The organism is Gemmatimonadota bacterium (assembly GCA_026705765.1).
GTDB lineage: Bacteria > Latescibacterota > UBA2968 > UBA2968 > UBA2968 > VXRD01.
The window spans coordinates 1-7,239 of the sequence record JAPPAB010000065.1; the positions used below are offsets into that span (position 1 = coordinate 1).

Consider the following 7,239-nt stretch of genomic DNA (forward strand, 5'->3'; position numbering starts at 1 on the left):
TCAACGAATCAACGAATCAACGAATCAACGAATCAACGAATCAACGAATCAACGATAGCAGTTGGGTGGTAGGGTGGGGTTAGTCTATTCGTCTATTCGTCTATTCGTCTATTCGTTTGTAAGTAAAACGGCAGACGATACAATCCGTCTGCCGTGGTGTCAATGCATCCCTATATCGTGGGCAACAATGCTTCGGGATGTTTTCGCGCATCCACATTGGTATGGATTTGCGCGATTGTTCCATCGGGTGCAATGAGGTATGTCATGCGTTTGGCAGCGCGGTCTGCTGCCGATTGACAAGCCCCGTAAGAGAGACAGATTTCGCGTTCTGTGTCGCACAATAAGGGATATTCAAATTCCTGTGTTTTTGCAAATTTGGCATTGGCGTCAATACTGTCTGTGCTGACGCCCAGAATTTGCACATTTCTATCTGCATAGTCCTGGATTCGCTCCTGGAATCCCACACCTTCAGCCGTTCAGCCACCCGTGCTTGCTCTGGGATAAAACCAGAGTACGACGTTCTTGCCGCGATAATCACTGAGTTTTACTTCACGGCCTGTGTGGTCTTTGACCAGAAAATCAGGCGCGATATCACCTACTGCGGGCATTATGACCTCCTGAAAAAAATTGAAGTGTTGACAGACGGTGGCAATATAGGCAAACAGGATGTGTAAATCCAGCGGGAAAGTGAGAAGTAAAAGCCGAAACAAGCCTTTACCGCATTCCCGGTTCTGTGTATCTTGGGATTGATAACTGATAACTGATAACTGATGACTGAGGATTGTACATGAAAATTGCACATATTTCCGATTTCCATCTTCGCTACTATCTCGAGGGCGATGATGTCGGGTGCGGGCCTGATCTCATAACCGAAGCCGCGCGTCATATTGCCGCGCATGCTCCCGATCTGGTCGCTGTGACAGGTGATCTGGTCGATTATCCGCTTGACGCGTTAGACGATCCCGATACGATTGCGCTGGGAGAGAAAGATCTTCTTCTCGTGCGCGAATGTTTTGACGGTCTTTCCTGTCCTGTTGTGTATGTGTATGGCAATCACGATCATCCCGCGTCTTTTCGCCGCGTCTTTTGCGATCAGCTCTTTGATTTTGATGTGCAGGGTTTTCGCGTGATTACTTTTTTTGACGAGGAGGGGGATCACCATGTGCCACGGCGCGTTGGGGCGGATCGCGCGCGGTTTCAATCTGTGGTGTCAGATGGCGATCCGCGTCCGCAGATTCATTTGCAACACTATTTGATATTTCCCGAGCATAGCGGAGGGTATCCATTTAATTATGGCGATGCAGCGGAGTTGAAAGCTGCACTGGTCGCAGATTCGCGCTGCAAACTCGTGCTTAGTGGGCATTATCACAAGGGTGAGGATCTTGTGTCGAAAGGTCATGTTTTCTTTGCGACGGCGCGTGCTTTTTGCGATCCGCCTCATCCTTTTCGCGTGTACGAGTTTGCTGATGCGGATATTACACAGGCTGAGTACACTTTGTGAGTGGAGGTTGTGTGGCTTTCAAGGCGCGACATATTTTTGTACTAATTGCTGCGATCGTTTTGGGGATCTGCGTTTTTGCAATTTTCCTGGATTACCGAGATGATTTTCACCGCGCTCTCAATGTGCCGCCAACTTCGCATTATGCCGATGATGTACCCCATTTGGTTACGGCGTATTACACGCGGTCAGATGTATCAGATATAGAGTGGACCCTTTCCGAATCTCTTGCACCCGACCAGCCGGTTCGCCGTCTGGTTTTTGCACTTTTGCTTGCGTACGCATTACAGGAGGAGCGCGTTGCAGCATTTTTGCATTACGCGCAGTTTGGTCACATACAGGGTCTCGAGCGGGCTGCCCAATATCATTTTGATATTCACCATTCAAAGCTCACGGCTGGCGAGGTTTTGCTGCTGTGCGATCTCGCGCAGGGTGCGGATGTTCCGGTGAATGATCCCATTGCCGCGTTGGAGCGACGGGATGCGCTTTTGTCCGATTTGTACGCGCGCGGTTTTTTGTCCCAGGATGTTTATCGCAGCGAGCGCGACCGCGCGCTGTCCCTTTCTGTCAATCCCATACCAGTGAAGTGATGGTTCGCGGTGAGGATTTGGTAAAAAACAAAGGGTTTATTGCGTATGTCAAAAATAAAATGGCGTGAAAAACTCGATTATGCGAAAACAATTGCCGATCCATTGCGCCGTCGGCTCTATGTTTGCGCGCTTGTGGCTGCCGCATTGCCGCAAGCGAAAAAGTTTCCTTATGTCATCGTTGGTGGCAATGCCCTGGAGTTCTATACGCTTGGTGCTTATGCCACTGTGGATGTCGATCTCGTGAGTGCAAGGCGAACCGAGATTGGCAATTTGTTGGAAAGCTGGGGGTTTGACCAGACGGGCAGACATTGGCATCATGTGGGGCTGGATATTGCGATTGAGATTCCCGATGATGTTCTCGCCGGATCTGAAGATAGGGTGACACAGGTCGAGATTGAGGATTTGACTGTCTATATCATCGGTGTGGAAGATCTCATTATTGATCGGCTGGGTGCTTATGTCCATTGGGATTCAACCGATGATGGAAATTGGGCGCAGGAACTCATGGCGCTATACCAACAAGATATTGATTGGGCGTATCTCAAAAACCGCGCGCAAACTGAAGGCGTGATAGAGGCATTGATTGCGTTTAGAGATCAGGCTGAGGAGGACAGAGGTTGAAAACTGTAAATTTTGATCAACACGTTCGAGAGATACGACCGCGTGCCCGACGCTATCAACTCGAGCAGCGCATGCAGCGACGCCAGCGCCTACCCCGTCGTCGTCCTCGAGACGCGGATGCACGTCGGGGGCTGATTCAGTTGGCGTTGAAACGCCGAGCGCAGTGGTTAGAAGACGGTAGATTAGAAAAAATCGGTCCCAGACACTATCGCTTGCATCTGGATTAGGGGCGGATGATGAATAGCGATACGCAATCATGGATGTGTGATTTTCTGGCGGGTCGCATTGGTTCCGCAGATCCTCTTGCCAGGGGGACGGAGATTGTGCATATCGAGGCGCACAAGGGGCGGCTTTATGCCGGAAATGGCTATTGGATGGATAATCCTTATACCGCGATACCTTGGGCGCAAGTTTTGGCGATTGATTCACCGACTGATGCGTGGTGCATAGACCACAGTCTGGAGGCGTCGCATCTTCGGGTTACTGCGCTGAAGTCGGTGGTATTTGAAACTGATGACTTGGGCAATCCTCTGTCCGAGAGAGTAAATCTTTTGCTGGCTGGTTCTGACCGGCGCAGGGGCGTTTTCGGGATGGGCGAGTCGAATATTTTTACGCGAGACGATGACAGTGGTTCGTGGGTGAGGACTACGCTTCAGTCTGGCAAGGGTTATCGGCGCATGGTGCGCGCGTTTTTTGTTCATCGCGATGGGGTGACGGGGGTGGATCGCATTTTTGTTTCTGCGGGGCAATTGGGTATTTATTCGGGGGTGTATGATCCGGCTCAGTTGGGGAAGATTCGATGGGATGAGGTGTCCGAGTTTGGGCCGATTAAAGCGCGTCCCATGTCTTTTGCAGAGGCAAATGGCGTTTTGTACGCTTCGGTTGGGACGTCGGTTTATCGCCGCGTGAATGGGCAGGTGCCTGTTTGGGAGGCGGTTTACACGGATGATACGCCGTATAGTTTTGAACAGGCGGGTATCCGCGGTTTGACGGCGATTCCCTCTCCAGCAGGTGAAGGGGAGTCTCTTTTGTTTTCTCACACTGATCGCATTATTCGCATGGATCCAAAGGAGGATTATGCCGCGACTGTTGAGTTGAAGATCGATGCGTTGCTCAATAAGGCGTGGCGGCGTTCTATCAGAGGCCGAAGTATTATTGCCGCGTACAGCGATATGGTGCCTGTTACCGATTCTGTGACAGGGCAGACTGTTCATTTGATGGGTGTTCAGTCAAAGGTGAATGGGGGACAGACTTTTGGGGAGTGGTATCCGGGCGCAGCTTATTTGATCCGATATCCCGATTTGAGCTATCGGGTCAAAGAGGTGAATGGGCAATGGAAACCCGGCGATCCTTTTCTGGTGGCGATACGCACGATCAAATTGTCGCCTTTTTTAGAGGATGCGGGGCAATATCTCTATTTTGGTGGTTTTGACGCAAATTTCCTCGATGCACACGATACTGCGTGGATTTATCGCGCGCATGTGGATACGGTTACTGAATAAAGCATTTTTTGGATTGCATCTACGATACGAGGTGAAACATGAATATACCCATGCTTCGCAGCCTGTCACTAAAGCGTTTTCGGAGTCTTTCATCGGCAGTACTCGAGTTCAGTAATCCGACATTTTTAGTCGGTCAAAACGGTGCTGGCAAGAGCAATATTGCCGATGCGTTCTCTTTTCTCTCCGAGGCGATGATCATCCCCCTGCCAGCAGTGTTGGATCGTCGTAGAGGGATCACTTCGGTTGAATATCGAAGTACTTCGAAAAGGCGTCCATCCAACTTGGGGCTGAAGGTCGAACTGGAAAATTTAGACACTGAAACGAGCCGGGCTATTTACGCATTTGAATTGCGTGGTGTGACGGACTATGACTTTGAAGTCGTGCGCGAACAGTGCTTTGTTTTGCGGCGAGATGGTTCACTCGACTGGTTCGAACGCTCGCCCAACACATTTCGGAGTAGCACGACCACACTGGCCCCAGCTTTGGAAGCGAACACCCTTGCTTTGCCCTTGGTTGGAGGCGATAAGCGGTTTTTGCCGGCTTTTCGGTTTTTGTCGATGATGCGAGTGTACCGAATCCAACCGGATGAGCTACGCGAAATACAAGATCCGGACCAAGGATTTCGATTGCGTTTCGATGGGCGTAACGCAGCCAGTGTGTTGCGAGAGATTGAGAAAAGGTCGCCGAATAACTGGCAGATAATCCGCGATCTTCTGGAAAAAATTGTTCCTGGAACAACCGACGTGAGGCCAAAGGCGCAGGGCGACAAGCTATCGCTGGAATTTACACAGAGATGGGCAGAGTCAGAACAAGTGATGTTTGAGGCGCACAATATGTCCGATGGAACTTTGCGTGTATTGGGCCTTCTCGCGGCTGTTTTTCAGCCGATCCCGCCTTCGGTTTTGGTGATTGAGGAACCGGAAGTGACGATACATCCGGGGGGACTTGGTTCGGTTCTCGATTTGTTGAGACACGCAGGCCGTTTCATGCAGACAATTGTAACAACCCATAGCCCCGATATTCTCGACGTCTCGTGGATTGAGGATCACCACTTGCGAATCGTGAGTTGGGAAGAGGGGGAAACGCAAATTGCTCCGGTTTCTGAAGCCTCGCGTGTGGCACTGAAAGAACATCTGATGGGCGCAGGTGAATTGATGCGGTCCAACGCATTGGTGGCCGCCGATCAGTACGTGTCCGATTCATCTGAAATTGCGTTGTTCGAGGAAGACCTCAAGTGAATAAGATCCAACCAATCGTAGAGGGCCACGGTGAGGTAGTCGCAGCACCAGTGCTGTTGCGGCGTTTGATCGCAGAAGCGAAGGCCTGGGAGATAGATATTGGTAGGCCGATTCGGCGCGACATTCTCTATGGAAGCCGCCTATGCTCAATGTCGATCCTTCCGCAAGCTGATCAGTTCATTCGGTGACTTGCTACGTGCAATGGGTCAGGATATTGGCTCTTGGCCTCCTGCAGAATGGACAGAGAATATTTGAAATGGATTCCCGTGACAAGTAATACGAAAGGACGATCTATGTCGTTGTTTACGGGTAAGGTCAGCGATTTTTTTATGGTGTTGTAGGGGACGGCCCCTGTGCCGTCCCGTCTGTCATTGCGGCATGATTTTAGCCGCAATCCAGTTACAGATTTCGCAGACAGTGTCTGCAAAATTCATTGAATCCATCGAATAAATGGAGACTGTCGAATGAAAGAGATATACAGTTGGGTACCGTGGTTTCGAGAGTTAGCAAAGAAAATTGCGGAAGGGGGCGAAGCATACCTGATTGAAAAAGCGAAACTGGTGGCGTGGGGTGAAAATCCCACTCTGCTTCGATATGGCGATGAGGGCATTGATCCCTTTTCGTTCTTTTATTTTTTAGCTTCAAAAAATACCAAAAATCAACGGCAGCGAGTGTACGACAGCGTTAGCGATGTATTTGACATTGAAAGCTCGCTCCCGGATACGGATAACGATGTCTCTTATATCTTTCCTACGCCTCAATCTAATGCCCATCTCCTTTTTCATGAACGAGAAAACTTTACTCCCGATTTGCTTTGGCGTTTGTACAAGGAGACAGTACAGGATAATCCAAAGATAGGCCCAGATGATTTTAAGAACGCCTTAGAGATAAAATATACTGGAGTTTCGAAACTGACGCAGACTCTATTCTTGATAAATCCCAAATACTTCCTACCGGTGGATAATTCAACCGAGGTTTTATCAGAAGCTCTGGGTTTGCCGGCACTGTCAAAAATAGAAAATGAGATCAAAGATGGTGGTTATGAGAAGTATCTATCTGTTTTAAAAAAAATCAAGAAAGCATTTCCGGGGTGCCAGCCTTATGAAATTAATATGTTCTTATATTTGCAAAAATCTGGACAAATAAACAACAGTAAAATTTTCCAGATAGATACTATTGTAAATAGAACCGATTCTTGGGATGACTTCAAGGAAAACAATTGGGTTTATACCAGCGGACCGGGATCTGGAAAACCGTGGGGGGAAACAGGAGATCCTCGGAAGTATCATCTGACCAAACCCAAACGGGGAGATATTATCTTGGTCAGGACAGGAAGGCAAAAAAAGGGAAGAGCGATTGGTCTTATGCTGAAAAATGATTATGCCGAGTCGGGGTTAAACGAAAATAGCAGAATTCATGTCTTGTGGATAAACAAATCAACATGTGATTTATCCGGGCATACAGATGAAAGGAAGTTTCGGGAGGCTAAACCAGGCGGTAAGACATATTTGGCTTTTGAAAAAACTGATGGCTACAAACCTTCGTTTCACTTGATTAATAGTTTGACAGGAAATTCGATTAAGAACGGACCTGAACCTGATATAGATGAACTACCAAAACCAGATACCTCAGATACTCTGGAACATTTACATCCTTTGAACCAAATCCTTTATGGTCCGCCGGGTACAGGTAAAACGTGGAATACCGTCAACCGCGCTGTGGCGATTATCGAGGGTCTTCCGGGAGTGTTGGGGCAGTATGATTAGCATGTAGTTGGAAAGCCTTAGTAC

At 48.8% G+C, this 7,239-nt stretch carries 9 protein-coding genes; 8 read left to right on the top strand and 1 reads right to left on the bottom strand.

Features of this window, described 5'->3' with window-relative positions:
- Nucleotides 1-170 precede the first annotated feature (170 nt).
- A complete protein-coding gene (locus tag OXH16_09030) occupies nucleotides 171-608 on the bottom strand; it encodes a peroxiredoxin (GenBank protein MCY3681530.1) in 438 nt (145 codons plus the stop codon).
- 179 nt (nucleotides 609-787) lie between these two features.
- On the opposite strand from OXH16_09030, the gene OXH16_09035 reads away from it, so the two are divergent.
- The 8 genes from OXH16_09035 (at nucleotide 788) to OXH16_09070 (ending at nucleotide 7,215) form a co-directional block, all read left to right on the top strand.
- Nucleotides 788-1,501: a metallophosphoesterase gene (locus OXH16_09035; protein MCY3681531.1), complete on the top strand. Its 714-nt coding sequence runs from the start codon at nucleotides 788-790 to the stop codon at nucleotides 1,499-1,501.
- A gap of 11 nt (nucleotides 1,502-1,512) precedes the next feature.
- Entirely contained in the window at nucleotides 1,513-2,088 is a 576-nt protein-coding gene (locus OXH16_09040) for a hypothetical protein (protein MCY3681532.1), read from the top strand.
- Between the two features lie 45 nt (nucleotides 2,089-2,133).
- Nucleotides 2,134-2,709 (top strand): DUF6036 family nucleotidyltransferase, encoded by a 576-nt coding sequence (locus OXH16_09045; GenBank protein MCY3681533.1) that lies wholly within the window; start codon nucleotides 2,134-2,136, stop codon nucleotides 2,707-2,709.
- Nucleotides 2,706-2,936, top strand: coding sequence for a hypothetical protein (locus OXH16_09050; GenBank protein ID MCY3681534.1), 231 nt, complete (start codon nucleotides 2,706-2,708; stop codon nucleotides 2,934-2,936). Before OXH16_09045 ends, OXH16_09050 begins: the two co-directional genes overlap by 4 nt.
- Before the next feature lie 6 nt (nucleotides 2,937-2,942).
- Complete coding sequence (locus OXH16_09055; protein ID MCY3681535.1) at nucleotides 2,943-4,211, top strand: hypothetical protein; 1,269 nt, start codon at nucleotides 2,943-2,945, stop codon at nucleotides 4,209-4,211.
- Nucleotides 4,212-4,249: 38 nt separating this feature from the next.
- Nucleotides 4,250-5,449: an AAA family ATPase gene (locus tag OXH16_09060; protein MCY3681536.1), complete on the top strand. Its 1,200-nt coding sequence runs from the start codon at nucleotides 4,250-4,252 to the stop codon at nucleotides 5,447-5,449.
- Nucleotides 5,446-5,637 (top strand): hypothetical protein, encoded by a 192-nt coding sequence (locus OXH16_09065; GenBank protein MCY3681537.1) that lies wholly within the window; start codon nucleotides 5,446-5,448, stop codon nucleotides 5,635-5,637. Before OXH16_09060 ends, OXH16_09065 begins: the two co-directional genes overlap by 4 nt.
- Before the next feature lie 276 nt (nucleotides 5,638-5,913).
- Nucleotides 5,914-7,215 carry a hypothetical protein gene (locus tag OXH16_09070; protein ID MCY3681538.1) on the top strand — a complete coding sequence of 434 codons (1,302 nt, stop codon included), beginning with the start codon at nucleotides 5,914-5,916 and terminating at the stop codon, nucleotides 7,213-7,215.
- Nucleotides 7,216-7,239 lie beyond the last annotated feature (24 nt).